The following is a 25,857-nucleotide window of genomic DNA, read 5'->3' on the forward strand; positions in this document are numbered from 1 at the left end:
TATCGCCTCCGCCTACGGGATGCGACGGCCCGTCAGCACCTCCAGGTCGACGACCAGGTAGTGGTCACCGCCGCCGAAGCCGCGCGAGGGCAGCGGCAGCAGCCGCAGCCGGGCCAGCCGCGCCTGCTCCTCGACCTCGGTGACGTGCCCGACCGCCATCACCGACCAGCCGCGGGACAGGTCCGGCGAGACGTCGTCGATCTGGAACGCGACGATCGTGTCCCGGGCGACGAGGGTGGCGCTGCCGTGCGGCACGCGCAGCACGACGCACTCGCCGTCGAGCACGAACACGACGGGGTGCACCACCGGCAGCGCCATGTGGGTGTAGACGAGGCGGCCGACGGCGGCCGTGCCGAGCAGCTCCAGGCATTCGTCGCGGGACAGGACCTGGAGCCCAGCGGAGTCGTACATCGCACCTCTTCGTCACGCCCAGTCGCTGGGATAAACGTTCGGCGCTGTGATCGTCCTTGCCTAGGGTCGGAAGTCCCGGCTTCGACGCGTCCTACCCGGATGGGGGATTTCCAGGATGGCCTCGCTCGACGTAACCGCGTTCCTGCGCCGCCTCGGCCTCGGCGCGGCCGAGCCACCGAGCGTGGCGGCGCTGACCCGGTTGCACCAGGCGTTCGTCGAACGGGTGCCCTACGAGACGGTGGACATCCAGCTCGGTCGGGTGACCTCGCTGGACCCGCTCGACTCGGCGGCCCGCGTGCTGGCCGGTCGCGGCGGGTACTGCTTCCAGCTCAACGGCGCGTTCGCCGAGCTGCTGCGCGCGCTCGGCTACCACGTGACCAGGCATCCCGGCGGCGTGCAGATGACGGCGGACGCCGAGCCGGTGATCAGCCGCAGCCACCTCGCGCTCACCGTGCGCGACCTGCCGGACTCCGACGACGCCTGGCTGGTGGACGCCGGGCTGGGCGACGGCCTGCACTCGCCGTTGCCGCTGCGCGCGGGCGTCCACCGCCAGGGGCCGTTCGCCTTCGAGCTGGGGCCGTCCACGGCGGCGGCGGGCGCGTGGCGGCTGGGGCACGACGTGCGCGGCAGCTTCCACGCCATGCACTTCGCCCCGGGCGACGTCGGCCTGGACCACTTCACCGACCGGCACGTGCACCTGTCCACGTCGCCGGAGTCGGGGTTCGTGCGCACGTTCGGCGTGCTGCGGGCCGACGCCGACGGCTGGGACGTGCTGCGCGCGCTGACCCTGTCCCGGGTCGAGCGGACGACCACCAAGACCCTGCTGGACGACCGGGCCGACTGGTTCACCGCCTTGGCCGACGTCTACGGCCTGGTCCTCCCCGAGGAGGACCGCGAACCGCTGTGGCGCAAGGCGGTGTCCCAGCACGAGGCGCACCTGGCCGCGACCGCTCAAGCGGTCACAGACCGGCGGTGAAGTGCGTCACGTACCCCCGGTAGAGCTGCGGCGCGTGCCGCTTGAACGCCAGGTCGAGCAGATCGTTGCCGGCGTCGTCGGCCAGCTGGACCCAGTGGCCGTGCGGGAACGCCGGAATGCTGCGGTACGTGGCGGCGAAGGAGCCCGGGTCGTTCGGCACCAGGTGCAGCCACAGCCCGGGCTTGGCCTTGGCGTCGTAGGACAGCGCCACCCCGGCCAGCTCGTACCAGGGCACCGCCCACGTCTTGCCCTTCTCCTCCCAGCGCAGGCCCTGCGGCTCGACCACGAGCTTGCGCGGCCTGGCCTTGCGCCGCCAGACGCCGCCGCCGATCAAACCGCCGAGCGCGACCAGCGGCCCGACGAACATCGCCGCCAGGTGGCCGTCGGCGTAGGACAGGAACATCAGCAGCACGCCGAGCAGCGTGAAGCCGAGCTGGACGGCGAGCCCGGCACGTCGCTCGGCCTTGTTGCCGAAGGGAATCTCGATCTCTCTCACGACAACCCCACAGTGAAGCCCTCGTCCTGCACCCCGCGGTACAGGTGTGGTGCGAATCCGAGCACGGCCCGCTCGACCACCGGGACCAACGCGGCCGCGTCGCCCAGCGGCAGCCGGTAGGCGCCGTCCTCGCGGGCCAGGTGCGCCATGTCGGCGTGCCCGGCCCGGAAAGCCTGGTGGTCGGCGGGCAGCAGGTCCAGCCTGACCATGGTCTTGCGCAGCACGGCGTCGGCCGGGTCGACGACCCGTTCCCGCGTCCGCGAGATCCGCACCGCGCCCAGTTCGTGCCACGCCACGGCCCACGGCGCGCCCTGTGGGTCGTCCCACCGCACGCCGGGCGCCTCGAACACGAGCTTGCGCGGTCGGGAGACCTTCTTCCGGTTCAGCACCGCGGCGAGCGCGATGCCCGTGAACGCGAGCCCGATGACCAGCGCGATCGTCCCGCCCACGCCCTCGCCGTCGGTGTACGCGCTCACCGCGCCCACGAGCGCCGACACCCCGAGCACACCGGCCACCAGGCCGCCGATGATCACCCGACGGGTGTCCCGCGTGCCGATGTCCACCACCACCGGCGTCGTCATACCCCCACCCCCTCGACCAGTCGGTCAGCCGCAGCGTAGGGGTCCAGCTCACCCGCCACGACCCGTTTGGCCAGGGTTTCGAGGGCGGACGCGCCGCGCAGCCCGCCGATCCGGGAGCGCAGCCGCCCCAGCGCGATGGCCTCGATCTCGCCCGCGGCCCTGGTCGCGCGGCGTCGTGCCAGCTCACCGCGTTCGACGAGCCAGGCGTGGTGCGCGTCGACGGCGTCCAGGACCTCGTCCAGCCCCTCGGCGCGGGAGGCGACCGCCTTCACCACGGGAGGCCGCCACCGGCCGCCCTCGCTCTCCCGGCGACCCAGCGAGATCATGTGCTTGAGCTCGCGCGCGGTCTGGTCGGCGCCGTCGCGGTCGGCCTTGTTGACCACGAACACGTCCGCGATCTCCAGGATGCCCGCCTTGGCCGCCTGGACGCCGTCGCCCATGCCGGGCGCGAGCAGCACCACCGTGGTGTCGGCCAGCGACACCACCTCCACCTCGGACTGGCCGACGCCGACCGTCTCGACCAGCACCACGTCGCAGCCCGCCGCGTCGAGCACGCGCAACGCCTGCGGCGTGGCCCAGGACAGCCCGCCCAGGTGCCCGCGCGTGGCCATGGACCGGATGAACACGCCGGGATCGGTCGCGTGCTCGCCCATCCGCACCCGGTCGCCGAGCAGCGCGCCGCCGGAGAACGGCGACGACGGGTCCACCGCCAGCACCCCGACCCGCTCGCCCCGCCGGCGGTAGGCCGCGACCAGCGCGGACGTCGACGTGGACTTGCCGACGCCCGGCGCGCCCGTCAGGCCGACGACCCGCGCGTTGCCGCAGAACGGGGCCAGTGCGCCCGCCACCTCGCGCAGCTGCGGGCTGGCGTCCTCGACCAGCGAGATCAGCCTCGCGACCGCGCGCGGCTGTCCCTCGCGCGCGCGGTCGACCAGCTCGGCCACGTCAACGGTGCGGGCCACACCCCTAGACCTCGGGGACGCGGATGATCAGCGCGTCGCCCTGACCACCGCCGCCGCACAGGGCCGCCGCGCCGACGCCGCCGCCGCGCCGCTTGAGCTCCAGCGCCAGGTGCAGCGCGATGCGGGCGCCCGACATGCCGATCGGGTGACCCAGCGCGATCGCGCCGCCGTTGACGTTGACCTTGTCCTCGGCGATGCCCAGCTCTCGGGTGGAGACCACGCCGACCGCGGCGAACGCCTCGTTGATCTCGACCAGGTCCAGGTCGGCCGGGTCGATGCCCTCCTTGGCGCACGCCGCCTTGATCGCGTTCGAGGGCTGCTCGTGCAGGCTCGCGTCCGGACCGGCCACGACGCCGTGCGCGCCGATCTCGGCCAGCCAGGTCAGGCCCAGCTCCTCGGCCTTGGCCCTGCTCATCACGACCACGGCCGCCGCGCCGTCGGAGATCTGCGACGCCGAGCCCGCGGTGATCGTGCCGTCGGGGGCGAACGCCGGGCGCAGCCTGGCCAGCGTCTCCACCGTGGTGTCGCCGCGCACGCCCTCGTCCGTGGCGAACAGCACCGGGTCGCCCTTGCGCTGCGGGATGGCGACGGGCGCGATCTCCTCGCCGAAGACGCCGTTGGTCGCGGCCTTGGCGGCCAGCTGGTGCGACCGGGCCGAGAACGCGTCCTGCTCCTCGCGGGTCACGCCGTAGCGGGCGTTGAACTTTTCCGTGGAGGAGCCCATCGCGACCTGGTCGAACGCGCAGAACAGGCCGTCGTGGGCCATGTGGTCGAGCATCGTGACGTCGCCGTACTTGAACCCGCCGCGCGAGGACGGCAGCAGGTGCGGCGCCTGCGTCATCGACTCCTGGCCGCCCGCCACCACGATGTCGAACTCACCGGCGCGGATGAGCTGGTCGGCCAGCGCGATCGCGTCGATGCCCGACAGGCACACCTTGTTGATGGTGAGCGCGGGCACGGTCATGGGGATGCCCGCGTTCACCGCGGCCTGGCGCGCCGGGATCTGGCCCGCGCCGGCGGTCAGCACCTGGCCCATGATCACGTACTGCACCTGGTCGGGCGCGACACCGGCCCGTTCCAGGGCCGCCTTGATCGCGACGCCGCCGAGCTGGGCGCCGGAGAAGTCCTTCAAAGATCCGAGCAGTCGCCCCATCGGGGTTCGGGCCCCGGCGACGATGACGGAACCGGACACAGCAGCCTCCACAGCGGGTGTAAGCGGTTGTTAACACGCCACGATACCCACGGTTACCGCAGAGTAGCCGTGTGAGGCCTCACACAACGCCACCTGCACCGATTCGGCTACTAACCTTCGTCGCCATGGAAGAACTCCGGGGTTTCGTCACCGCCATCGACCACGTCGGCATCGCCGTGCCCGACCTCGACGCCGCGATCGCGTTCCACCGCGAGCACTTCGGCCTGGAGGTCGTCCACGAGGAGGTCAACGAGGAGCAGGGCGTGCGCGAGGCGATGCTGCGCGCGCCGGGCGACGAGGGCGCGGGCGCCGCCGTGCAGCTGCTCGCGCCGCTGACGCCGGAGTCGACCATCGCCAAGTTCATCGGCCGGTCGGGCCCCGGGTTGCAGCAGCTGGCCTACCGCGTGTCCGATGTGGACGCGGCGGCGGCGGCGCTGCGCGCCAAGGGACTGCGGCTGCTGTACGAGCAGGCGCGGCGGGGGACGTCCGACAGCCGGGTCAACTTCGTGCACCCCAAGGACGCGGGCGGCGTGCTGGTGGAGCTGGTGGAGCCCGCCGCCGACCACTAGGGGTCGACCGGACGGCGCGGACTCGCGCTAAGGCCGTTCCAGGGCGGCGGCCACGAACGTCAGCTCCAGGTCCATCCGGTCGTCGTCCGGCGCGTGCCGGGCCACCGAGTGCCGGTAGCTGACCGCGAGCGCGAGCAGCGCGGAGGCGCTGTCGACGTCCTTCGCGGCCACGGCGTCGCCACCGGCGGCGACGATGACGTCGCGGATCTGCCGCACGACCGACCGGTGGCGCTCGTGCAGCGCGTCGCGGACCGCCTCGTGCGTGTCCGCCTCGCGCCACAGCAGGTGGCTGAGCAGCGGCGACGAGTCGAGCCGGGCGTCCAGCGCGGCGACCAGCCCGCGCAGGCTCTCCGCGATGTCGCCGACGACCACGACCCGGCGCGCGTCGACGGCGCCGTCCGGCAGGCGTTGCACGAGCGCCGCCAGCAGGTCGGTCTTGCGACGGAAGTAGTAGTGCACGAGCCCCTTGGGCACGGCGGCCCGTTCGGCGATGCGCGAGGTCGGCGTCGCGTCGAACCCCGACTCGGCGAACAACTCCTCGGCCGCTCGCAGGATCCGTTCCCTGGCCGACGAGTCCTCTGCCAATGCCGCGCCCCTCCTCGTCGGTCGGGCCCGCGGCCGGTCGCCGCGGGCCCGGTTCTCCACCGCTTCAGGCGGTGCCGGCGATCCGGCCGCCGTGCGCCGCGTTCGCCAGCGGGACCGCCATGGCGCCCGCCGCGACGGTCAGCGCACCGCCGACCCACGAAACCCACGACGCCCCGGTCAGGTCGCTGTAGCCCATCACCCACGGGGAGATGAACAACAGCGCGCCGAGGACCACCTGGAACCACTCGCCGTAGACCATCCCGGGCATCGCGAGCGACGCGAGGCCGTCGATGGCGATCAGCGCGCCTAGCACGATCATCGTCCACACGGCCCCGGTGGTCGTCTCCACCACCAGGGGCGAGAGCAGCACGAGGGCGCCGATGACGACCTCGGCCCAGTCCTGCCACCTGGTCCACGCCTTTGTCATGACTCGTACCTCCGTCCCGTCGATCGGACGGCTCCGATGCTCCGCTTGGTTGGCCGCCCGGTCAAGACCGACCGATCGGGGGAAATGCCAGTGCGGTGGCTCACAGCCCGCGTTCTGAATCGGTTACCCGTGGGTAACCTCCGGCCACTCGCGTGGACCTCTAGAGCCCGCCACACACCCGACCATCCCGAAGCCCCCATTGGGAGGGAACGCCGTGCAGAAGATCCTCGACGCGATCCTCGCGGACGAACTGGACGCGATCGGATCACTCGACGTGCCGGAGAGCTACCGGGGCGTGACGGTGCACGCCGACGAGGTCAAGATGTTCGAGGGCTTGGCCACCAAGGACAAGGACCCGCGCAAGTCGCTCCACGTCGACGAGGTCGCCACCCCGGAGCTCGGCCCCGGCGAGGCGCTGGTGGCCGTGATGGCGAGCGCCATCAACTACAACACGGTGTGGACCTCGATCTTCGAGCCGCTGTCCACGTTCGCGTTCCTGAAGAAGTACGGCGGCAGGCACGACCAGCCGTTCCACGTGGTCGGCTCCGACCTGGCGGGCGTGGTGCTGCGCACCGGACCGGGCGTGAACGCGTGGAAGCCGGGCGACCGGGTCGTCGCGCACTGCCTCGACGTGCAGCTGGAACACCACGACGGGCACAGTGACACCATGCTCGACCCCGAGCAGCGCATCTGGGGGTTCGAGACCAACTACGGCGGTCTCGCCGAGATCGCGCTGGTCAAGGCCAACCAGCTCATGCCGATGCCCGCCCACCTGACGTGGGAGGAGGCGGCGTCACCCGGTCTGGTGAACTCCACCGCCTACCGGCAGCTCGTGTCCGCCAACGGCGCGAACATGAAGCAGGGCGACACCGTGCTGATCTGGGGCGCGTCCGGCGGCCTCGGCTCCTACGCGACCCAGTTCGCGCTCAACGGCGGCGCCACCCCGGTGTGCGTGGTGTCGTCGCCGGAGAAGGCGGAGATCTGCCGCCGGATGGGCGCGGAGCTGATCATCGACCGCAGCGCCGAGGGCTACCGGTTCTGGAAGGACGAGCACGAGCAGGACCCGCGCGAGTGGAAGCGGCTCGGCGCGAAGATCCGCGAGCTGACCGGTGGCGACGACCCGGACATCGTGTTCGAGCACCCCGGCCGGGAGACGTTCGGCGCGTCCGTCTACGTGACGCGCAAGGGCGGCACGATCGTGACGTGCGCGTCCACCAGCGGGTACATGCACCAGTACGACAACCGGTACCTGTGGATGCACCTCAAGCGGATCGTCGGCTCGCACTTCGCGAACTACCGGGAGGCGTGGGAGGCCAACCGGTTGGTCGCCAAGGGGAAGATCCACCCGACACTGTCCAAGGTGTACTCCATGGAGGACACCGGGCAGGCCGCGCACGACGTGCACCGCAACGCCCACCAGGGCAAGGTGGGCGTGCTGACGCTGGCGCCGGAGGAGGGGCTCGGCGTGCGCGACCACGAGCTGCGCGCGGCGCACCTGGCCGGCATCAACCGTTTCCGGGGCGTCTAAAGCGAAACCACTCCCGGTGTGCGGCGCTCGGGTGACCGTCGCGCACCGGGAGCGGGTAGCGTGAGCGGCATGGGCCTCGCCGACGACCGTGACCTCGTCCCCCTGGGATCCGGCTTCGACATCGTCAAGCGCGGGTACGACCGCGCCCAGGTCGAGGACCACCTGGAACGCCTCGACTCCGACCTGCGCCTGCTCGCGGCCGACCGGGACGCGGCGGTCTCGCAGACCAACGACCTGGCCCGCCAGCTCGAAGCGGCCCGGTCGGAGATCGCGGAGCTGCGCGGCCAGGTGGAGCGGCTGTCGCTGCCGCCGACCACGTTGGAGGGACTGAGCGAGCGGTTGCAGCGGATGCTGCGGCTCGCGCAGGACGAGGCGAACGAGATCAAGGCGCGGGCCGAGGCCGAGGGCGGGCACATCCGCGCCAAGGCCGAGGCCGACGCGGGGGTGCTGCGCACCCGGTACGAGAAGCTGATCGCCGAGCTCGACCAGCGGCGCGCCGACATGGAGGCCGAGCACCGGGGCGTGCTGGAGACGGCGCGGGCCGAGGCCGACCGGGTGGTGGGCGAGGCGCGGGCCGAGGCGACCCGGTTGGACGAGGAGTCGCTCCAGCGCCGGACCACGGTCGAGGAGGACTTCGAGATCGCGATGGCGGCCCGGCGGGTCGAGTCGATGAAGACGTTGGCCGAGCAGGAGGCGGCGTCGAAGGGCGAGGCCGAGCGGCGGTTGCGCGAGGCGGCGGAGGAGGCCGCGCGCGTGCGCGCGCAGGTCGCCCAGGAGCAGGCCGCGTCGAACGCCGAGGCGCAGCGGCTCGTGCGCGAGGCGACCGAGGAGGCCAACCGGCGTCGGCACGACTCCGTCAGCGAGGCCACGGCCCGCGTGCAGGAGGCGACGGACGAGGCGAACCGCCGGGTGCGCGAGGCGACGGAGGAAGCGAACCGCCGCGTCACCCAGGCGACCCAGAAGGTGGACGCCCTGCGCCAACTGCGCAACCGGCTCTCCCAGCAACTGCACGCCGTGAGCTCCGCCCTGCACGACGTCACCCCCCTCCTGGACCCGCTGGAGGAGGAACGCCCAACCCCTCCAACCACCCCCACCTCCTCCACCCCCGCCACTCCCCCCACCTCCAGCGGCGCCACCCCCGCCTCCACTCCCCCCTCCCCCTCCCACGCCGCCTCCTCCACCCCCACCCCGACTCCCGACGCCCAAACCCAGAAGATCGCGCGCCCAACCCCCAAACCCCAAACCACCAAGCGCTGACCCCACCGAGAGTCCTACGTTCAGAACGCGCGTGTCCTACGTTCAGGACCCCCGAGTTGAACGTTCGGAGCACGCCGGGTCACCCGCCAACCCGCCGCCGCCAGTCGAGAACCGCGGCGGCGAACGCGTCCGGCGCCTCCAGCGGCGTCAGGTGCCCGACGCCCGGCAGCTCGACGTACTCGCCCTGCCGCAGCACCCCGGCCAGCTCGCGCGCCAACGTGGGCGGCGTGAGCGCGTCGTGCTCCCCGACCAGCACCAACGCGGGCACGTCCACCTCCGCCAGCACCCCCGCCGAGTCCGGCCGCACGGCCATCGCCCGTTGCGCCCACACCACCTCCGCCGGGTCCTGGTCGAGGATCAACTCACGCACCCGCCCGACCACGGCCTCGTCCGGCGCGGGTCCGAGCAGCCCGCCCACGACGGTGTCCGGCACCCAGGCGAGGCCCTCCGCCTCCACCCGTGCCGCCATCGCCAGCCGGTTCGCCCGCGCTTCCTCCGTGTCGGCGCCGGCACGCGTGTCGGCCAGCACGAGCCCGGCCACCCGGGACGGGTCGCGCCGCAGCACGGCCATCGCCACGTAGCCGCCCATGGAGCACCCGCCGAGCACCGCCCGCTCGATCCGGCGCTCGTCGAGCAACCGCAGCACGTCGTCCGCCACAGCCACCAGATCGGGTGAACGATCGCCGCCCCGCTGGTCGGGCGTGATCGGTTTCAGCAGGTCACGCACCCCGTCCCACATCCGTGAGTCGAACGGGAACGCGTGCAGGAGGACGAGCGGAGCGGATTCCATACCCGGAATTGTCGGACCCCGTCGCTAGCTTCGCGGCTACGCACCGGAGATGGCGCGCGCGGCCATCGACTGGGCGAGCCGGGTGCGACCGGACCGACCGATCACGATCATCACCGACCCGGGCAACACGCCCTCCCAGCGCGTCGCGGAGAAGCTGGGCTTCGCGCACGTGGGCGACAGCAGCACCGCCTCGGGCCCGGTGCCGGTCTGGCGGCGTCAGGAGGCCACGATGGCGGCCTGATGCTGCTCGTGAGGGCCGGACCAGGTGCGCGGCAGCGGCGTGGGCACCTCGGGCACGGCCGCGGACACGATCGCGTCCAGCACCTCTTCGGTGTGCCCGACCATGAGGTGCTTGGCGCCGGGGAAGTCGATGACGTCCGCGGTCGGTAGCTCCGCGCCGAACCGCCGCCTGGCCTCGGTCGGTGGCAGGTAGGTGTCGAACTCGGGCACCAGGCACACCACCGGCTTGCCCGCACGCGACCACGTCCGCAAGTGCTCGGCCTTGCTCCACCGCAGAGGAGGTGAGATCAACACGGCGCCCTCGACCACCGGGTCGCACCCGTGCATCAGCGCGAGGTCGGTGCCGAACGACCAGCCGACCAGCCACACGGAGGGCAACCCGCGCTCTGCCGCGAACGCCAAGGCGGCGGCGACATCCAGCCGCTCGCCCACGGCGTGGTCGAACGCGCCCTCGCTGCACCCGGCCGCACTGGCCGTGCCCCGCGTGTTGAACCGCAACACCGCCAGGCCGGCCAGCGCGGGCAACCGCCAAGCCGCCTTGCGGTAGAGGTGGGAGTCCATCATCCCGCCGTGGGTCGGCAACGGGTGCAACAGCACCGCGGTGGCCAGCGGCTCCCGGTCGAACGGCAACGCCAACTCACCGACCAGCGCGAGCCCGTCCGAGGTCCGCAACGTCACCGCTTCCCGGCGTGCCGGGAGCACGGTGTTGGCCTTGATCGGAACCTCGCCGTCCACACCATCCACGCCGACATCGTGCCACCAGCCAGTCCGCTGTCCCCGCCAGTCCGCTGTCCCGGGCGGGGCGACCGGGGGCCGAACCGACAGCTCGATCATGAACGGAGGGTTAACGGAGAGTTACCAGCGACGGGTGGTGGGGCCTCGGCGGCTCCGTGACGACCAGCAGCCCTGGTGCCAGTGGCGGCGGTCTTCCACCGAGCCGTAGTCACCGGCCGGCCAGGCGACGATGTGCGGGGTGCCCGGGCGGATCTCGTGGTCGCATCCGGGGCAGCGGTAGGTCTTGGTGGTGGCGCTGCCGGAGACGGTGCGCACCAGCCACTCGCCGTCCGAGGCGCTTTCGGCGCGCGCCCAACCGTGCCCACCGATGGGTGAGGGCTCGTTAGGGCGTTGCGGGCGGTTGCGGCGTGGCACGAGAAGCGAGGGTATCCGGGCTTGCCCTGGGTGATCGCCTACGGTCCAGTGGATGAGCAAGTGGCAACGGGTCGTATTAACCCTGCTTCTGATGACCGAAGTGGCCGTGACCCTGATGCCGGTGGTGCGCGGGCTGCTCTTCGAACCGTCGCTGCCGACCGTCGTGGCTGGTGAAGAGGTTCGACAGGTCCTGCAAGAGGCTGACGTGCCGGTCGGCCAGCCTTCCGGCCTGCGGCAGGGCGTACTGCTGGGTGCGACGATGTTGATGCTGGTCACAGCACTGTCGGCGTTGGCCCCGGTGTGGTTGCGGCCCGGTTCGCGGATGTGGGTGGCGACGTTCACCGGCACCCACCTGGCCGCCACCGGCCTGGGCTGGGTGCACGGCCTGCCGCTGTTGACGCTGCTCGCCGCCGTGTCAGCGGTTGGGGTGCCCTTGCTGGTGCTCGCACCGCCGCGCCGGGGACAATGAGCGGCGTGCCAACCTACGAATTCCGCTGCAAGGCGTGCGGCTCGACCTTCGACGTGAAGCGGTCGATGGACGAGGCCTCCGCGCCCGCGCCGTGCCCGAACGGCCACGACGACACCGTGAAGCTGCTCTCCATGGCCGGACTGGGCGGCCAAGCCAACGCGCCCGCCGGCGGCGGTGGGGGCGGGTGCTGCGGCGGCGGCTGCTGCAGCTGACCCGAAGCGAACGCGCGACGGCGACCTAGGACCGGCCGACCCCAACGCCACCGCGGTCGCCGCACGCCCAGGTGCGGCCGGTCGAGCGCGCCGGACACCACCCGACCTGGACCGGCCTCGGCCGGCCCGGCACTGCCGCCTGCGCCTGCGCGCGAACCGAAGTCCGGCACGCGGAGCAGGGCTCAAGCAGCAGCACTCAGAACAGGACTTGAACAGGCCGGCCCGGAGCGAACTCGAAGCGAGACCCGGATGGGCCTCAGATGGTCGGCTCTTTCTCCAGCAGCACCTCGGCCACCTTCTTGCCCTGGTCGCAGATCGCGCCGAAGCGGGCCGAGCCGTCGATCACGATGATCCCGAGCCCGCCACCGGCGTAGTCCATCACCAGCACGCACGACGGCTGCACGGACGTGTCCGTCGTCCGGTCGAAGTAGGTCACCTTCCGGTCACCCAGGTCGAACTCGCCGTTGTTCTGCTCCAACGTGATCGACCGCCCCTCGCGGAACCGCAGGGTCACGCCCACGTCCAGCGACCCCACCGACGTCTGCCACTTGCACGACTGGTCGAACGCCGAGTCGTAGCCGGTCTCCGTCGGCTCGGCGTTCTTGTCCGCCACCTCGTACGGCAGGTCCTTCCACCCGATCAACGCGCAGATGTCGCCGACGTCCCCGGTCGGCTCACCGGACGGATCGGCGGACCCGGTCGGCGTGCTCGGGGCCGACGTGAACGGCGGGTCGACGTCGAGCACCTGCTCCGCCAAGGGGGTGCCGTTGACCGTGTACGCGCAGGCGCTCGTCAGACCGAACGCCGCCACCAGGAGCGAGATCACCACACGCCGCATGGGGACCACGATGCCAAACGCCGGAACCCGACACGCCATCAGCCCGCACAACGGTCCGGCAACAGACTCCCCAAGACACCCTCAGGGCACCCCGAAACGCCCCGGAACACCCTCAGGACACGTAGTCGCGGAAACCCTTGCCCGTCTTGCGCCCCAGCCGCCCTGCCTTCACCAAGTGCTCCAACAGCGGCGCGGGAGCGAAACCGGCCTCGCGGAACTCCAGGTACAGGCTCCGCTCGATGGCCAGCGACACGTCCAGCCCGACCACGTCCAGCAGCTCGAACGGCCCCATCGGCAACGAGCAGCCGACCTTCATCGCGTTGTCGATGTCGTCGGCCACCGCGTAGTGCGCCTCCAGCATCTTCACCGCGTCGTTCAAGTACGGGAAGAGCAGCGCGTTCACGATGAACCCGGCACGGTCGCCGCAGTGCACCGGCACCTTGCCCAGGTCCAGGCACACCCGACGCGCCGTGGCCACGACCTCGGCCGACGTCGAGATCGTCTCCACGACCTCCACCAGCTTCATCACCTGCGCCGGGTTGAAGAAGTGCAGCCCGACGACGTCGCCGGGACGCGAGGTCGCCGCCGCGCACTCGATCACCGGCAGCGAGGACGTCGTGGTCGCCAGCACCGCGCCCGGCTTGCACACCTCGTCCAGCGCCTCGAACACCGCCTTCTTGACCGACAGCTCCTCGGCCACCGCCTCGACCACCAGGTCGCAGTCGGCCAGGCCCGCGAACTCGACCACCGGCGTCACCCGGGCCAGCGCGGCGTCCCGGTCCTCCGCCGACAACCTGCCCCGCGAGACCGCCTTCTCCAACGACTTGCGCACCTTGCCCACCGCCGCGTCGGCCTTCTCCGCCGAACGCGCCCGCAGCACCACGTCGTACCCGCGCTTGGCGAACACCTCGACGATCCCCGTGGCCATCGTCCCGGTGCCGATCACGCCGACCCGCTGCACCTCGCGCGCGGTGTCGCCCTCCGCCGAGGCGACCGGCGTGAGCACGTCCGGCACGACGACCGGCGAGTCCGGCCCGTCGTAGGTGTAGAAGCCGCGACCGCTCTTGCGCCCCAGCAGCCCCGCCGTGATCATCTGCTTCAACAGCGGCGCCGGCGCGTGCAGCCGGTTGCGCGACTGGTGGTACATCGTGTCCAGGATCTCGTACGCCGTGTCCAGCCCGATGAGGTCGAGGACCGCCAGCGGACCCATCGGGTAACCGCACCCGTACCGCATGGCCGCGTCGAGGTCTTCCCTGGTCGCGTAGCGGGATTCGTACATCCGCACCGCGTGGTTGAGGTACCCGAACAGCAGCGCGTTGGCGATGAACCCGGCCCGGTCCCCGATGACGACCGGCGTCTTGCCCAGCCCTTCGGCGAACGCCACCACGTCGGTCACCACGTCCGGTTCGGTGACGACCGTGCGGATCACCTCGACCAGCTTCAGCACCGGCGCGGGGTTGAAGAAGTGCAGCCCGACGACCTTGCCCGGCCGTCCGGTGTGGACACCGATCTCGGTGATCGACAGCGACGACGTGTTCGACGCGAAAACGGTGTCCGGACCGCAGATCCGGTCCAGCTCCGCGAACACGGCGGCCTTCAGCTCCATCCGCTCCGGCACCGCTTCGATCACCAGGTCGACGCCGGCCAGCGCGTCCAACGAGGTGGCGTGGGAGATGCGGGCCAACGTCGCGTCGCGCTCGTCCGACGACAGCTTGCCGCCCGCCACCGCGCGGTCCGTCGAGTGGTCCAGGTGGCCGCGTCCGCGAGCCAGGCCCGCCTCGTCCACGTCGACCGCCACCACGGTGACGCCGGTCCGGGCGAGGACTTCGGCGATACCGGCGCCCATCGTGCCGAGACCGACGACACCGACCGTGTTGAACTGGCGCGTCACTGTTGACCTCCCACTCACCGGAGTGGCTACCGGACGGTAACTTGACCGCGACTATCCCACGGTCGTCACGCCTCGTGAGCGTGAGCTTCACCATCCGTATCGAGCAAGTAATCGGTCCAGCCATTCACTCGTCGAACCGCCGCGCGGCCAGTTCCCGCACCCTCCGCACGGCCTCCGCCGCGTCCGCGCCCGCGGCCACGACCTCCACCCGCGCACCGCCCGGAGCACCCAGCCCCATCAACGCCAGCACGCTCTTGGCGTCCGCCGACTCCGCGCCGAACCGCACCACCACCGAGGCGTCCAACGGGTCCAACGCCCGCACCACCAACGCCGCCGGCCGCGCGTGCAAGCCCACCGAGTTCGTCAGCTCCACGTCGGCCCGCACCACCTCGCCCGCCACCACCGCCGGCACGACAGCGGCCCCCGCCGTGGACGCCGCCTTCGCCACCTCCGCCAACCCGGCCCCGCCCTGCGCCCGCACCGCCGCCGCCACCGCGCCCTCCACCAACGGCGCGTCCACCACGACGACCGACCCCGCTGCCTCCTCGGCAGCCATGTCGGCCACCATCTTCGCGCTGCCGAGGTCGAAGAGGACCACGACCCCGGACCCGGAATCGGCCCGCGCGATGGCCTCGCCGACGGCCACGTAATCCGTGCCCAAGCCTCCCGTCCCGTCACCACCGGACGGCACGATCGCCACCGACGGAGCCATCTGCCCCGCCAACTCGGCGACCCCGTCGGCCAGCTGACGGCTGTGCGACACCACCACCAGACCGATCACCGCGCCCTCCCCGCCAACGTCCGCAACAACAACGCCGTCGACCGCGCGCCCGGGTCCAGGTGCCCCTCACTCCGCTCACCCAGATACGACGCACGCCCCTTCCGCGCCACCATTCGCACCGTCGAGTCGGCGCCCATCTCCGCCGCCTCGGCAGCCGCCGCCAACACCTCCGCCACGCCACCACCGGTGACGGCCACGGACTCCGCAGCCGCGACGGCGGGCGTCAGCGCGTCCACCATCGTCTTGTCGCCCAACGCCGCCTTCCCCCGCCCCACCACACCGTCCAACGCCGCCCGCAACGCCACCGCCACCGCCGTACCGTCCACCGAGGCGACATCGCCCACCGACGTGGCCGCGCGCAGGAACGCCGTCCCGTACAACGGCCCCGCCGCGCCGCCCACCGTCGAGATCAACGTCGTGGCCGCCAACCGCAGCACCCCGCCGGGCGACGACGGCGCCTCGTCCAGTTTGGACTCCAACGCCCTGAGCCCCCTGGCCAGGTTCTCGCCGTGGTCACCGTCGCCGATCTCGCGATCCAGCCGGTTCAACTCCTCGCGGTGCTCGACCACGACCGCCGCCACCGCCCGCATCGCCTCCGCGAGCGACTCCGCCGTGCAGTCCATCAGACGCCCCACCGCAGCGCCGGGGTGTGCACGGGCGCGTCCCACAACTCGACCATCTCGTCGTCCAGCTTCAACAACGTCAAGCTCATCCCCTGCATCTCCAGACTGGTGATGTACGGCCCGACCAACCGCCGCTCCACGACGATCCCCCGCTCCGCCAACAACCGCTCGGCGATCCCGTGCGCCAAGTACAGCTCGATCAACGGCGTCCCGCCCATCGAGTTCGTGAACAGCAGCACCCGGTCGCCCTCGCCGAACGGCAGGTCCTCCAGCACCGGGTCGAGCAGCGCCCCCACCATCTCGTCCGCCGTGCCCACCGCCACCCGCCGCCGCCCCGGCTCACCGTGGATGCCGATCCCCAGCTCCATCTCGTCGTCGGCCAGCGTGAACGACGGCTCCCCCGCGTGCGGCACCGTGCAGGCCGTCAACGCCAACCCCATCGACCTGACCTGCCCGACGACCCGCCGCGCCAACGCCTCGCACCCGTCGAGGTCGACCCCGCGTTCAGCCGCCGCCCCGACGATCTTCTCCAGCAACACGGTCCCACCCACACCACGCCGCCCCGCCGTGTACAACGAGTCCTTCACCGCGACGTCGTCGTCGATCACCACGGTCCGCACGTCCACGCCGTCGGCCGCCGCCAGCTCGGCCGCCGTCTCGAAGTTGAGCACGTCACCCGTGTAGTTCTTCACGATCAACAACGCGCCCGCCCCACCATCCGTGCGCGCCACCGCCGCCGCCACCTGATCGGGCGTCGGCGACGTGAACACCGGACCGGGACAGGCCGCGTCGAGCATCCCCCGCCCGACGAACCCGCCGTGCAACGGCTCGTGCCCCGAACCACCACCCGAGATGACGGCCACCTTCCGCGACACCGGCGCGTCCGCCCGCAGCACCACCGCCGGGTCGTACCGGACCTCCAGCAGGTCGGCGTGCGCGAGCGCCATCCCGCGCAACGCGTCGACCACCACGGTCGCCGGATCGTTGATGACCTTCTTCACGGGTGGACCTCCCGATCGACGCTGATCACCCCATTACTACTCCACCGCGAGCGGCCCCGAAAGCGGAAGCTACGGTGAGGCAACCCTAAGAACAGCAGGTCAGTGACCTGGAGTAGTGGAGGAACACCGGAGTGTCGAACACCAGGATCGCGGCTCTGCTCGCCGCCGCCCTCACCCTCGCGGCGTGCGGCCAGACCGAGACCGCCACCGACAAGCCCGCCGTGGCCCAGGGCGGCTCGGAGTTCGGCCAGGCGGGCGAGAAGAGCGCCGGCTTCGGCACCGACGCCCGACCCGGCCAGTTCCCCCGCACCATCAAGCACGCCATGGGCGAGACGGTGATCGAGAAGCGCCCGGAACGCGTCGTCGTCCTCGACGGCGGCGAGCTGGACAACGTCGTCGCCCTGGGCATCGAGCCGGTCGGCGTCGCCTACCCGGACGGCGCGCCCACCATGCCCGGCTACATCGGCGACAAGGCGGGCAACCCGGAGAACGTGGGCGGCATCACCAGCCTCAACCTGGAGACGATCGCCAAGCTCCAGCCCGACCTCATCATCGGCTCCCAACTGCGCGCCGAACAGCAGTACCCGAAGCTCTCGGCCATCGCCCCGACCGTCTTCGCCGCCCGCCCCGGCTACACGTGGAAGGAGAACTTCCGCCTGAACGCCGCCGCCCTCGACCGTTCCGCCGAGGCCGAGAAGCTCCTCGGCGACTACGAAGCCCACGCCGAGGAGGTCGGCAAGAACATCGAGTCCAAGACCGGCAAGCGCCCGACCGTCACCATGCTCCGCTTCATGCCGGGCAAGATCCGGCTCTACGCCAAGAAGAGCTTCATCGGCACGATCCTGATCGACGCGGGCATCCCCCAACCCCCAGCCAGCCAGGCGGACGACCTGGCCGTCGAGGTCAGCACCGAACAGATCGCCCAAGCCGACGGCGACTGGATCCTCATCGGCACCTACGGCGACCAAACCAAGACCGCCCAAGGCCAAGTCCTCGCCGGCCCCCTCTGGCAAACCCTGACCGCCGTCAAGACCAACCACGCCAAACCGGTCGCCGACGAAACGTGGTTCCTGGGCCTGGGCGTCCTCGCCGCCGAAGACGTCCTCACCGACCTCGAACAAACCCTCACCAACTAACCCGCACCCCAACCCTCCCCCACCTCACCCCAACCCCCAGCCCCGCCCCAACCCGCCCCCACCCAGCTCCCACCAGGCCCGATTTGACATGGGTTCGGGTGCTTTAGGCTGGTCGAAGCCGGCAGGCTTGGCGGGACGCTCTTCCCCGCCGGGCCTGCTGGCTTTGGCCTGCCTGGAGTGCCCGTAAGGGCCCCATGTCACATCGAGCCAACCCGCACCCGAACGTTCAACTCGGGGTACCTGAACGCAGGACACGCACGTCCCGAACGTAGGACACGCACGTCCCGAACGTAGGACACGCACGCCCTGAACGTAGGACTCGCGCGCCGTGAAGGTAGGACTCTCGCGTCAGCGGCCGTAGAGGACGCGCACCAGCCGCACGACGTGCCGGATCGTCCGAGACCCGCGGTCGTAGGTCATCGGGTTCAGCAGGGCCCCGAACCGCTTCCGCGTCACCGCGTGGGCGTAGGCGAACTCCCGCAGCCCGTCCTCCCCGTGGATCCGCCCGAACCCCGAATCCCCCACCCCGCCGAACGGCAACCCGGGCATCGAGGCGAACGCCAACACCGAGTTGATCGACACCATCCCGCACCGCAGCTTGTCCGCCAACTCCTCGCCCCGGTTCCGCGAGTACACCGACGCGCCCAGCCCGTAAGCCAGCGAGTTCGCCCGCCGGACCGCCTCGTCGGCGTCCGCCACCCGCGTCACCACCAACGTGGGGCCGAACGTCTCCTCGGTCACCGCCGTCGAGTCGTCGGGCACGTCCACCAGCACCACCGGCTCGACGTACGGCGGCCGGATCGACTCCAACCCCCCGACCACCGCCCGACCACCGCGCTCCAGCGCGTCGGCCACGTGCGACTGGATCACGTCCACCTGCTTGGGCATGGTGATCGGCCCGAAGTGCGCGTCGGCCTCGCCGCCGGGCCGCAACTTCTTCGCCTTCTCCACCACCAGCCCGATGAACTCCTCGTACACCGCGTCCGCCACGTAGACCCGCTCGACCCCGGCGCACGTCTGCCCGGAGTTGAAGATCCCGCCCCACACCGCGCCGTCCGCCGCCGACCGGACGTCCGCGTCCTCGGCCACGATCAGCGGGTCCTTGCCACCGCACTCCACCAGCACCGGCGTCAACGACGCCGCGCACGCCGCCATCACCTTCTTGCCCGTCGCCGTCGACCCGGTGAACGCCACCTTGTCCACCCCCGACGCGCACAACGCCGCGCCGGTCTCACCGAACCCCGTCACCACCTGGAGCACCGGGAACTCCGGCACGACCTCGCCGAACGTCGACGCGAGGAACACCCCGACCCCCGGCGTGAACTCCGACGGCTTGAACACCACCGCGTTCCCCGCCGCCAGCGCGTACGCGATGGACCCCATCGGGGTGAACGCCGGGTAGTTCCACGGCCCGATCACGCCGACCACGCCCAGCGGCCGGTACTCCAGCGTCGCCGCGTGGTTGTACATCAGCATCCCGGGCGCGACCTTGCGCTTGCCCAGCACCTTGGGCGCGTGCTTCGCCGCCCAGTGCAGGTGGTCGATCACCAGCGCCAACTCGGTCCGCGCGTCGTCGGCGGACTTCCCGGTCTCCGCGCTGATCAGCACCTGGAACTCGTCCAACCGCTTGAGCAGCAGCTTGCGCCACGCGTCCAACCGCGCCCGCCTGCCGTCGTACCCCAGCTCCGCCCAGAACACCGAGGCGTCCCGAGCCACCCGCACGGCTTCCCGGACGTCGTCCTCCGACGCCACCACGTGGTGGTCGACGACCTCACCCGTGCGGGGGTCGAGCGACGCGAACCGCCGCTGCCCGTCGTCGACCCGCGCCGGAGTGGTGGGAACGGTCTGCGTCATCGGACCCTCCTAGCGCAAGCACGAACACGGGTGTTACTCGACAGTAACGGGTAACGGGGGGTGATGTCAGCCCCCGTTCAGCCCTTCGGGATCTTGCCGAGGATCGCCTTGGCGAACGTCACGGCCGTCGCGCAGCGGTCGAACTCGGCGGCCTTCCGGCCGGCCGACTTGACCTGGACGAGCTCGCCCTCGTTGGCCGAGCCGACCAGCTGCACCCACTTGACCTCGCACGACGGGAACGCCGTGCTGTTCGACACCTGGTAGCCGGTCACGCCGCCGCCCAGGTCGACCTCGGTCTGCTTGTCGTCGAACTCGCGGTCGTCCGGGATGTACGCCTCGCGGAACGCCAGCGTCAGCTCGCGATCGTCGCCGACCCACGCGCAGTTGTGCAGCCCGTACGGGTACAGACGGTAATCGGCGCCCGCCGCCGCGTCGACCGCCGCCTTGTCCGGCACGACGCACGGGTCGAGCGTGATCAGCGAGCCCTTCGCGGGCGTCCGGGTCGCCGAGCGCTCCTTGATCTGCTTGACCACCGCCTCGGCCATCTCACGTCCCGGCGCGCACGCGTCGCCGTCCTCGTACCCGATCTGCACCGTCAGGCCGAGGCCCGGCTCCTCCTGCGTGATCACCGAGACGAAGCACGCGCTGTTCTCCAGCACCTGCTCGTAGCTGCGCAGGCCGGCGAGCTGCTTGTCCGCGTTCTTCAGCTCGCTCGTCATGGTCTGGCCGACCTCGACCGTGACGGCCAGGTCCTTGCCCGCCTTGTCCTTCATGAAGTTCGAGCACCGGCTGAACCCGCTGCGCGACCGTTCGCCGGGCGTGCCGAACCGCTTGAGCACGTCCTCGTCCAGCAGCTCGCACGGGTCGATCAGCCGCAGCTTGTCCGCCGCGAACGCGGGATCGACCGGCTCACCGTCCGCGGGCGGCGGCGACTTCTGACTCGTCCCGCTCGGGTCCGACACGCTCTCGGCGTTGGCCGGGATCGTGGTGCGCGGGAACTTCTGCTTGGCCAGATCCGCCCCGGCGCAGCCGGCCAGCAGCAGGATCAAGCTCAACACGGCGACGAGACGGGGCACGAGGTGCACGGTAGCGACCGAGTGCTCCATTCGTGGCACGAACCCTGTGTCCGTCCTCACGACGGCCTTCGGGAACGATTCAGAAGATCGACGCGCTGCACTGGACGGCCCATCCCGGGCCGACCCGACGAACCGGACCGTGAGAGGACCACCACATGCGCATCCGCCCCGGCATCCGCCGCGCCGTCCGCTGGCTCGACACCTGGACGGTCGAGGCCTTCAACCCGGTCTACCCGAGGCGCTGACCGGTCCCACCCTCAGCCCCCGAGGCGCTGACCGGCCCTACCCCCGGCCCCCGAGGCGCTACCGGCCTCAGCCCTCCATCCCCCAGGGCCGCCCCTCAGCCCTCCATCCCCGGGGCCGCCCTCACCCCTCCGTCCCCGACGACTGCCCGGCCGACAGATCGGCCGCACCGGGCTCCTCGGGCACGATGACCGGCCGCAGGGTCGCCCAGGCCGCGAACACCGCCGCCAGCACGGCCATGCCCACGCCGCTCCACAGGTTGATGTTGAGCCCATCCGCCTTGGCCAGGTCGGCCTCGTCGGTGAAGCCGAGTCCGACCACCACCAGCACCACGCCGTAGACGGCGAACAGCACCGCGATCACCAGTCGCAGGTCGAACAGACCGGCCTTGCGCGCCACGACGACCTCCCTCAGCCGAAGATGATGTTGAGCACGGCGGTCAGCAGCAGCACGCCGATGCCGAGCAGCAGCGGCGACCGGTACCACCCGGCGTCCTCACCCGTGGTGGAGTGCCTGCGGTCTTCCTTGGGCGTCAGGCTGTAGACCAGCCCGACCAGCCGCTCCTCCGGCACCGGCCGGGTGAACGACGTCACCACCACGCTGACCACGATGTCCACCACGAACGCCACTCCCGCGCCGAGGAAGCTCGCGCCCTGGCCGGGCAGGTCGAGCACGCCGGTCTCGGCCAGCACGAACACCGCCACCGCGCCGAGCGTGCCCGCCACCAGGCCGGCCCAACCCGCCGCCGCCGACATCCGCTTCCAGAACATGGCCAGGATGAACGTGGCGAACAGCGGCGCGTTGAAGAACGAGAACAACGCCTGGATGTAGTCCATGATGTTGCCGTAGCCGGCGGCCAGGAACGCGGTCCCGATCGCGACCACCGTGCCGCCGATCGTGGCCAGCCGCCCGACCCGCAGGTAGTACTCGTCCGGGCGGTCCTTCTTCACGTAGTCCTGCCACAGGTCGTACGTGAACACCGTGTTGAACGACGACACGTTCGCCGCGACACCCGCCATGAACGACGCCAGCAGACCCGTGATCGCGATGCCCAGCATGCCGTTGGGCAGCAGCTCGCCGATCAACGCGGGCAGCGCGTTGTTGTAGACGACGCCGCTGTCCTCACCGGCCTTGAGCGCGATCATCTCCGGCACGACCAGCGCGGCGATGATGCCCGGGATGATGACCACGAACGGGATCAGCATCTTCGGGTACGCGCCGATGATCGGCGTGCGCCGCGCGGCCGACATGCTCTTGGCCGACAGCGCGCGCTGCACCTCGGCGAAGTTCGTCGTCCAGTACCCGAACGACAGCACGAACCCGAGGCCGAACACGATGCCGATCACGCTGAGCACCGGGTTCTGGATGCCGGTCAGCTCCGTCGCGGGCCACGCCGACAGCTGCTCGGACCCACCGGGACCGCCGGTGACCTTCTCCACCAGCCCGTCCCAGCCGCCGACCTTGTGCAGGCCGACGATCGTCAGCGGCAGCAGCGCGGCCACGATCACGAAGAACTGGAGCACTTCGTTGTAGATGGCCGCGGACAGGCCGCCCAGCGCCGTGTACGTCAGCACGATCGCCGCCGCGATGACCACCGACAGCGGGATGGGCCAGCCGAGCATCAGGTTCAGCAGGAACGCCAGCGCGTACAGGTTCACGCCCGCGATCAGCACCTGGGCGACGGCGAAGCTGATCGCGTTGACCAGGTGCGCGCCCTTGCCGAAGCGGCGGCGCAGGAACTCCGGGACGCTGCGCACCTTCGAGCCGTAGTAGAACGGCATCATCACCAGGCCGAGGAACACCATGGCCGGGATCGCGCCGATCCAGTAGTAGTGCACGGTCGCCATGCCGTACTGCGCGCCGTTGGCCGCCATGCCGAGCAGCTCGATCGCGCCGAGGTTCGCGGAGATGAACGCCAGACCCGTCACCCACGCGGGCAGCGAACGGCCGGAGAGCAGGAAGTCCAGGCTGGACGAGACCGATCTGCGGGCCAGGAAGCCGATGCCGAGGACGAACACGAAGTAGACCGCCAGCAAGGTGTAGTCCAACGGACCGGCATCCAGCCTGAGGTCCACCTGGGCCAGTACGGGCACCTCCGCCCACCTCCCCTGATCCGAACAAACCGAACACCATCGCGCAGCACCACGCATGACCAGCCACTACCGCACAGCCGATCAAGCCGACGGTAGTGCACCCCGGCGCGCTCCGCCGGTTTGAACTACCCCGGGCTAAACCTCAGGTGGGCGCGCTGCGGCGTCAGCGGGTGAGGACGAACGGCGTCTCGGCGTAGACGGGTCCGGAGGTGGCTCCGATGGTGAACTGCGTGCCGGGGGCGGAATCGCCGAACGAGTCGGGCACCCGCACCGGGACGTCGGCGAACCGGCCGACCGCGTCGGAGGTGACGTCACCGATCCGGTGGCCGTGGAAGGTGAACACCACTCGACCGTGTGCCGGATAACCCTCGCCGCTGAGCCGGACTTCGCCACCGGCCTGGCCGGCGAGGGGGCGTGCCGCGAGGTGCGCGGCGGGAGGGGACGCGGCGGTGGAGCTCAACGCCGCGACGATGGGTGGCGGCGGCACGGATGCCTGCGACACGCAGCCCGCCACCGCCAGGAGAACAGGAAGGAGAACCGACAGGACCAGAACGGTTGAACCGGATCTTCGTCTTCGTGATCTTCGCACACGCGCCTCCCGGCCCGTTGAGGGGGAAGTCAGCGTATATCGCGGGATCCGCCCTGCCACGCACCCGAACGGCTTACCGCCGAACCCCGAGAACTGCGGAGAGAACGACCACGCCACCGCCCTTCCACCAACCCGCCACCGGCCCGCAAGTCCGCCAGTCCACCGGCCCGCCAACCGCCGACGGCCCGCCCATCTCCAACCGCCGCCCCACCGACCCGCCACCGGCCCGCGCGATGCGGACCGGTGGCGTGCTCCGCCTAGAACGGCCAGCCGGCGTCCCGACCGCTCTCCAGCAGCGGGATCATCCGGAAGGCCTGGTCGGTCAGCCCGCCGAACGTGTGCCGATCACGACCGCCGCCGACGCCGCCGCTCGGTGCGTGGCCGTGCCGGTACCCGGCCAGGTTCCACGTGTACAGCGGCACGTCGTCGGGCATCGCCCGGTGCACGTCGCCGTCGCCCACCTGCTCGTCGGTGACGATCACGACGCGGTCGTGGCGCTTGAAGCGCGACCGCACCGCGCGGGCGGTGGCCGTGCCGCTGCCCAGGAAGTAGCCGTCGGACTTCCAGCGCTCGACCGCCTTCAGCAGCGACTCGCCCCGGCTCAGCCGGAACGGGCGCGTGTCGTCCGAGAACGACACCACGTCCGCCCGCTCGCACCGGGAACCGAGCGCGATCCCGAACACCGCCGCCGCGTCCCACCGCTTGAGCGTGCCGTCCTTCGCGAACGGCTCGGTCATCGAGTACGACGTGTCGATCAGCACCAGCGTGCGGCCGGGCAGCTCGGGCACGTTGCCGAGCGACCGCGTGATCGCCTGCTCCAACGCCCAAGCCCACCGCAACGAAGGCGCCGCCCGGTACGCCGACAGGAACCGCATGGGCAGCTGCCGGGACCGCGCCACCTGCCCCGCGTCGGCCAACCGCTCCGCCACCTCCGCCGCCACCGCGTCCGACACCCCCGCCGCGTCGAAGTTGCGGAGGTTGCGGAGCAACGACATGTAGCCCATCGACGGGATCAGCGACTCCCACACCTCGGCCGTCAGCGGACCCCGCAACCAGCCCGCGACCGACTCCCACGTCATGCCCGCCGCGCGCAGCGTCGAGGCCGCGGTGTCGCGGTCCTCGCGGAACAGCGCGCGCCGCCGTTGCACCGGCCACGCCAGCAGTTCCGCGCGTGCGCGCAGCACGCCGAGCGACTCGGGCACGTCGTCGGCGCGGTTGTTGCGGCGGTCGAGGACGTGGGTGAACAGGTCGCCCTGCCAGTCGGCGCGCGGTGTCGGGTGCGTCAGGTTCAGCACGTCGCCGAACCGGAAGCCCCGCGCCTCGGAGTCCCACTTCACCGACGCGCGCTCGTCGTACAGCCGCCGCACCGCGTCGCCGACGCCGCGCTTGATCGGCTTCGGCAGCCCGCGGCCGTGGCGCGAGGTCCAGTAGGCCAGCAGCTCGCCCGGCTCGTCGGCGCGGTGCAGCACCGAGTCCACGACCTGCCGGGACATGCCCGACGCACCGGACTCAAGTCGGGCCTTCACGAAGTGCGCGGCGCCGACGAGGGCCGCCGTGCGCATGTTCGCCTCACCGCGCAGCCACGCCAGGAACCGGGCCGTCCAGTCGGGGTCGGCGAGGGTCGTGGCGCGGACCAGCGCGGCGTAGCGGTCGTCCCGATCGCCGGCGGACTCGTAGAAGGTCTGCTCGCCCACCATGTTGGTGACCGCGAGCAGGAAGAGGGCCGACTTGTCGTCCCGCGCATGACCTGGAGCACCCTCGTGGGTGCGCCCGCTCGCCGCCGCCTCGGACACGACCGGGCTGGACGCGGCCGCGCGCACGCGACCGAAGTTGAACTTGCTCATCTCCCGCCCCTCAATTGCCGAGAGGAGCGACCACGAACCCCACA

28 protein-coding genes and 1 pseudogene are annotated in these 25,857 nt (G+C 71.4%); 8 read left to right on the forward strand and 21 right to left on the reverse strand.

Annotated elements, in window-relative coordinates; translation table 11 throughout:
• Positions 1–12 precede the first annotated feature (12 nt).
• Positions 13–411: a pyridoxamine 5'-phosphate oxidase family protein gene (locus ACQPYE_RS34860; protein ID WP_498717350.1), complete on the reverse strand. Its 399-nt coding sequence runs from the start codon at positions 409–411 to the stop codon at positions 13–15.
• A 115-nt stretch (positions 412–526) separates the two neighbouring features.
• Here ACQPYE_RS34860 and ACQPYE_RS34865 point away from each other — a divergent pair, with 115 nt between their 5' ends.
• Complete coding sequence (locus ACQPYE_RS34865) at positions 527–1,387, forward strand: arylamine N-acetyltransferase family protein (protein ID WP_498717351.1); 861 nt, start codon at positions 527–529, stop codon at positions 1,385–1,387.
• Here the strand turns inward: ACQPYE_RS34865 and ACQPYE_RS34870 are convergent.
• Genes ACQPYE_RS34870 through ACQPYE_RS34885 form a run of 4 tightly spaced genes read right to left on the reverse strand, consistent with a single transcriptional unit; the run spans position 1,371 to position 4,618 of the window.
• Positions 1,371–1,883, reverse strand: coding sequence for a hypothetical protein (locus ACQPYE_RS34870; protein ID WP_498717352.1), 513 nt, complete (start codon positions 1,881–1,883; stop codon positions 1,371–1,373). The two genes, ACQPYE_RS34865 and ACQPYE_RS34870, sit on opposite strands and share 17 nt — an antisense overlap.
• Positions 1,880–2,464: a hypothetical protein gene (locus ACQPYE_RS34875; protein WP_498717353.1), complete on the reverse strand. Its 585-nt coding sequence runs from the start codon at positions 2,462–2,464 to the stop codon at positions 1,880–1,882. The genes ACQPYE_RS34870 and ACQPYE_RS34875 overlap by 4 nt, the downstream gene beginning before the upstream one ends.
• On the reverse strand, positions 2,461–3,426 hold the full coding sequence (gene meaB, locus ACQPYE_RS34880; protein WP_498717354.1) for a methylmalonyl Co-A mutase-associated GTPase MeaB: 966 nt from the start codon (positions 3,424–3,426) through the stop codon (positions 2,461–2,463). The genes ACQPYE_RS34875 and meaB overlap by 4 nt, the downstream gene beginning before the upstream one ends.
• 4 nt (positions 3,427–3,430) lie before the next feature.
• Complete coding sequence (locus tag ACQPYE_RS34885) at positions 3,431–4,618, reverse strand: acetyl-CoA C-acetyltransferase (RefSeq protein ID WP_498717355.1); 1,188 nt, start codon at positions 4,616–4,618, stop codon at positions 3,431–3,433.
• Positions 4,619–4,743: 125 nt separating this feature from the next.
• Between ACQPYE_RS34885 and mce the strand changes: the two genes are divergently transcribed.
• Positions 4,744–5,187, forward strand: a complete 444-nt coding sequence (gene mce, locus ACQPYE_RS34890; RefSeq protein WP_498717356.1) for a methylmalonyl-CoA epimerase — start codon at positions 4,744–4,746, stop codon at positions 5,185–5,187.
• A gap of 27 nt (positions 5,188–5,214) precedes the next feature.
• Here mce and ACQPYE_RS34895 read toward each other — a convergent pair whose 3' ends face one another.
• Together ACQPYE_RS34895 and ACQPYE_RS34900 are read right to left on the reverse strand one after the other, a co-directional pair.
• Positions 5,215–5,772, reverse strand: a complete 558-nt coding sequence (locus tag ACQPYE_RS34895) for a TetR/AcrR family transcriptional regulator (RefSeq protein WP_498717357.1) — start codon at positions 5,770–5,772, stop codon at positions 5,215–5,217.
• A gap of 64 nt (positions 5,773–5,836) precedes the next feature.
• Positions 5,837–6,199 carry an SPW repeat protein gene (locus ACQPYE_RS34900; RefSeq protein ID WP_498717358.1) on the reverse strand — a complete coding sequence of 121 codons (363 nt, stop codon included), beginning with the start codon at positions 6,197–6,199 and terminating at the stop codon, positions 5,837–5,839.
• A 214-nt stretch (positions 6,200–6,413) separates the two neighbouring features.
• Here ACQPYE_RS34900 and ccrA point away from each other — a divergent pair, with 214 nt between their 5' ends.
• Entirely contained in the window at positions 6,414–7,727 is a 1,314-nt protein-coding gene (gene ccrA, locus ACQPYE_RS34905) for a crotonyl-CoA carboxylase/reductase (RefSeq protein WP_498717359.1), read from the forward strand.
• Positions 7,728–7,796: 69 nt separating this feature from the next.
• Entirely contained in the window at positions 7,797–8,984 is a 1,188-nt protein-coding gene (locus tag ACQPYE_RS34910) for a chromosome segregation protein (protein ID WP_498717360.1), read from the forward strand.
• A gap of 79 nt (positions 8,985–9,063) precedes the next feature.
• Here ACQPYE_RS34910 and ACQPYE_RS34915 read toward each other — a convergent pair whose 3' ends face one another.
• On the reverse strand, positions 9,064–9,774 hold the full coding sequence (locus tag ACQPYE_RS34915) for an alpha/beta fold hydrolase (RefSeq protein WP_498717361.1): 711 nt from the start codon (positions 9,772–9,774) through the stop codon (positions 9,064–9,066).
• Between the two features lie 43 nt (positions 9,775–9,817).
• Here ACQPYE_RS34915 and ACQPYE_RS34920 point away from each other — a divergent pair.
• A pseudogene (locus ACQPYE_RS34920) lies at positions 9,818–10,015 on the forward strand (GNAT family N-acetyltransferase); the annotation flags it as partial.
• On the opposite strand, the gene ACQPYE_RS34925 reads toward ACQPYE_RS34920, so the two are convergent.
• Both ACQPYE_RS34925 and ACQPYE_RS34930 read right to left on the reverse strand, forming a co-directional pair.
• Positions 9,991–10,758, reverse strand: a complete 768-nt coding sequence (locus ACQPYE_RS34925; RefSeq protein ID WP_498717362.1) for an alpha/beta hydrolase — start codon at positions 10,756–10,758, stop codon at positions 9,991–9,993. The pseudogene ACQPYE_RS34920 and the gene ACQPYE_RS34925 overlap by 25 nt on opposite strands.
• 111 nt (positions 10,759–10,869) lie before the next feature.
• Positions 10,870–11,163 carry an Rv1322 family protein gene (locus ACQPYE_RS34930; RefSeq protein ID WP_498717363.1) on the reverse strand — a complete coding sequence of 98 codons (294 nt, stop codon included), beginning with the start codon at positions 11,161–11,163 and terminating at the stop codon, positions 10,870–10,872.
• A gap of 52 nt (positions 11,164–11,215) precedes the next feature.
• Between ACQPYE_RS34930 and ACQPYE_RS34935 the strand changes: the two genes are divergently transcribed.
• Entirely contained in the window at positions 11,216–11,632 is a 417-nt protein-coding gene (locus ACQPYE_RS34935; protein ID WP_498717364.1) for a hypothetical protein, read from the forward strand.
• Positions 11,633–11,637: 5 nt separating this feature from the next.
• Complete coding sequence (locus ACQPYE_RS34940) at positions 11,638–11,844, forward strand: FmdB family zinc ribbon protein (RefSeq protein WP_123748361.1); 207 nt, start codon at positions 11,638–11,640, stop codon at positions 11,842–11,844.
• Between the two features lie 256 nt (positions 11,845–12,100).
• On the opposite strand, the gene ACQPYE_RS34945 is transcribed toward ACQPYE_RS34940, so the two are convergent.
• From ACQPYE_RS34945 to dhaK, 5 genes are all read right to left on the reverse strand, one after another.
• Positions 12,101–12,682 (reverse strand): DUF3558 domain-containing protein, encoded by a 582-nt coding sequence (locus ACQPYE_RS34945; RefSeq protein ID WP_498717365.1) that lies wholly within the window; start codon positions 12,680–12,682, stop codon positions 12,101–12,103.
• 112 nt (positions 12,683–12,794) lie between these two features.
• Positions 12,795–14,573 carry a 3-hydroxyacyl-CoA dehydrogenase family protein gene (locus ACQPYE_RS34950; RefSeq protein WP_498717366.1) on the reverse strand — a complete coding sequence of 593 codons (1,779 nt, stop codon included), beginning with the start codon at positions 14,571–14,573 and terminating at the stop codon, positions 12,795–12,797.
• 124 nt (positions 14,574–14,697) lie between these two features.
• A complete protein-coding gene (gene dhaM, locus ACQPYE_RS34955; RefSeq protein ID WP_498717367.1) occupies positions 14,698–15,354 on the reverse strand; it encodes a dihydroxyacetone kinase phosphoryl donor subunit DhaM in 657 nt (218 codons plus the stop codon).
• A complete protein-coding gene (gene dhaL, locus ACQPYE_RS34960; RefSeq protein ID WP_498717369.1) occupies positions 15,351–15,977 on the reverse strand; it encodes a dihydroxyacetone kinase subunit DhaL in 627 nt (208 codons plus the stop codon). The genes dhaM and dhaL overlap by 4 nt, the downstream gene beginning before the upstream one ends.
• Complete coding sequence (gene dhaK, locus ACQPYE_RS34965; protein ID WP_498717370.1) at positions 15,977–16,978, reverse strand: dihydroxyacetone kinase subunit DhaK; 1,002 nt, start codon at positions 16,976–16,978, stop codon at positions 15,977–15,979. Before dhaK ends, dhaL begins: the two co-directional genes overlap by 1 nt.
• A gap of 131 nt (positions 16,979–17,109) precedes the next feature.
• Between dhaK and ACQPYE_RS34970 the strand changes: the two genes are divergently transcribed.
• A complete protein-coding gene (locus tag ACQPYE_RS34970; RefSeq protein ID WP_498717371.1) occupies positions 17,110–18,114 on the forward strand; it encodes an ABC transporter substrate-binding protein in 1,005 nt (334 codons plus the stop codon).
• A gap of 348 nt (positions 18,115–18,462) precedes the next feature.
• On the opposite strand, the gene ACQPYE_RS34975 is transcribed toward ACQPYE_RS34970, so the two are convergent.
• From ACQPYE_RS34975 to ACQPYE_RS35000, 6 genes are all read right to left on the reverse strand, one after another.
• The gene (locus tag ACQPYE_RS34975; protein WP_498717373.1) at positions 18,463–19,968 is read right to left on the reverse strand and encodes an aldehyde dehydrogenase family protein; all 1,506 of its coding nucleotides are present in this window, start codon (positions 19,966–19,968) and stop codon (positions 18,463–18,465) included.
• Between the two features lie 77 nt (positions 19,969–20,045).
• On the reverse strand, positions 20,046–21,044 hold the full coding sequence (locus ACQPYE_RS34980) for a DUF3558 domain-containing protein (protein ID WP_498717374.1): 999 nt from the start codon (positions 21,042–21,044) through the stop codon (positions 20,046–20,048).
• A gap of 366 nt (positions 21,045–21,410) precedes the next feature.
• The gene (locus ACQPYE_RS34985; protein WP_498717376.1) at positions 21,411–21,686 is read right to left on the reverse strand and encodes a hypothetical protein; all 276 of its coding nucleotides are present in this window, start codon (positions 21,684–21,686) and stop codon (positions 21,411–21,413) included.
• 11 nt (positions 21,687–21,697) lie between these two features.
• Positions 21,698–23,380: a sodium:solute symporter family protein gene (locus tag ACQPYE_RS34990; protein WP_498717378.1), complete on the reverse strand. Its 1,683-nt coding sequence runs from the start codon at positions 23,378–23,380 to the stop codon at positions 21,698–21,700.
• A 163-nt stretch (positions 23,381–23,543) separates the two neighbouring features.
• Positions 23,544–23,882, reverse strand: coding sequence for a hypothetical protein (locus ACQPYE_RS34995; RefSeq protein WP_498717381.1), 339 nt, complete (start codon positions 23,880–23,882; stop codon positions 23,544–23,546).
• 344 nt (positions 23,883–24,226) lie between these two features.
• On the reverse strand, positions 24,227–25,813 hold the full coding sequence (locus tag ACQPYE_RS35000; protein WP_498717382.1) for a TROVE domain-containing protein: 1,587 nt from the start codon (positions 25,811–25,813) through the stop codon (positions 24,227–24,229).
• Positions 25,814–25,857: the final 44 nt, after the last annotated feature.

Source organism: Actinosynnema sp. CA-299493, from assembly GCF_050946825.1.
Lineage (GTDB): Bacteria > Actinomycetota > Actinomycetes > Mycobacteriales > Pseudonocardiaceae > Actinosynnema.

Bases quoted from the DNA above. Each gene is read 5' to 3' on its own strand.
- ACQPYE_RS34860 (WP_498717350.1), bottom strand. From the start codon at position 411: ATGTACGACTCCGCTGGGCTCCAGGTCCTGTCCCGCGACGAATGCCTG.
- ACQPYE_RS34865 (WP_498717351.1), top strand. From the start codon at position 527: ATGGCCTCGCTCGACGTAACCGCGTTCCTGCGCCGCCTCGGCCTCGGC.
- ACQPYE_RS34875 (WP_498717353.1), bottom strand. From the start codon at position 2,464: ATGACGACGCCGGTGGTGGTGGACATCGGCACGCGGGACACCCGTCGG.
- mce (WP_498717356.1), top strand. From the start codon at position 4,744: ATGGAAGAACTCCGGGGTTTCGTCACCGCCATCGACCACGTCGGCATC.
- ACQPYE_RS34900 (WP_498717358.1), bottom strand. From the start codon at position 6,199: ATGACAAAGGCGTGGACCAGGTGGCAGGACTGGGCCGAGGTCGTCATC.
- ACQPYE_RS34910 (WP_498717360.1), top strand. From the start codon at position 7,797: ATGGGCCTCGCCGACGACCGTGACCTCGTCCCCCTGGGATCCGGCTTC.
- ACQPYE_RS34915 (WP_498717361.1), bottom strand. From the start codon at position 9,774: ATGGAATCCGCTCCGCTCGTCCTCCTGCACGCGTTCCCGTTCGACTCA.
- ACQPYE_RS34935 (WP_498717364.1), top strand. From the start codon at position 11,216: ATGAGCAAGTGGCAACGGGTCGTATTAACCCTGCTTCTGATGACCGAA.
- ACQPYE_RS34945 (WP_498717365.1), bottom strand. From the start codon at position 12,682: ATGCGGCGTGTGGTGATCTCGCTCCTGGTGGCGGCGTTCGGTCTGACG.
- dhaL (WP_498717369.1), bottom strand. From the start codon at position 15,977: ATGGACTGCACGGCGGAGTCGCTCGCGGAGGCGATGCGGGCGGTGGCG.
- ACQPYE_RS34975 (WP_498717373.1), bottom strand. From the start codon at position 19,968: ATGACGCAGACCGTTCCCACCACTCCGGCGCGGGTCGACGACGGGCAG.
- ACQPYE_RS35000 (WP_498717382.1), bottom strand. From the start codon at position 25,813: ATGAGCAAGTTCAACTTCGGTCGCGTGCGCGCGGCCGCGTCCAGCCCG.